Annotated in this window: 1 pseudogene; it reads right to left on the bottom strand. The window is 44.5% G+C overall.

What is annotated here, in order from left to right:
* Nucleotides 1-761: pseudogene (locus ACFINR_RS09510) on the bottom strand (hypothetical protein); the annotation flags it as partial.

Consider the following 761-nt stretch of genomic DNA (forward strand, 5'->3'; position numbering starts at 1 on the left):
ACATCGTTATAACTCGAGGCAGTAACACTGCCATCAGATGAAAACTTTTTAACCGCGAATGTAGGCGCACTCCAAGTCCCATTCTCATACTTAGCTTTACCACCTAAAGACTTCGCAACACCGCTCCCTAGTGCATACAGCTGGTTACCCGCTACAGCATCACTTGAGTCTTTAGTTATAGATCCATTGGCAAGCGATGTTATCTTGCTGCTCTCTTTACTGTCCCCATGCGTCGCTACAAACGCACCTTTAGCCTTATCCCACAACAAGGCGTCAGCTTGAGCAGTGGTAATACCCTTTTCAATCTCTTCGGTAATTTCATCCTTAACATTATCGATTTTATCTTTAACATTCTCGAATGAATCACCAACACCAGCAAAGGCAGACGCGACATCGCTATAACTCGAGGCAGTAACACTGCCATCAGATAAAAACTTTTTAACCGCGAATGTAGGCGCACTCCAAGTTCCATTCTCATACTTAGCCTTACCACCTAAAGACTTCGCAACACCGCTCCCTAAGGCATATAGCTGATTACCCGCTACAGCATCCGTTGACGTTCTACTAATGTCGCCATTTTTAAGAGACGTTATCTTGCTGTTCTCTTTACTGTCTCCATGCGTCGTTACAAACGCACCTTTAGACTTATCCCACAACAAGGCGTCAGCTTGAGCAGTGGTAATCTCATTGGTAATCTCTTTATGTAAATCCGTGAAAGAAGTTCCTACACCGGCAAACGCTGAAGCCACATCTGTATAGCT

The sequence above is a fragment of the Bartonella sp. AP19HLJMH genome (genome assembly GCF_042196245.1).
Taxonomy (GTDB): domain Bacteria; phylum Pseudomonadota; class Alphaproteobacteria; order Rhizobiales; family Rhizobiaceae; genus Bartonella.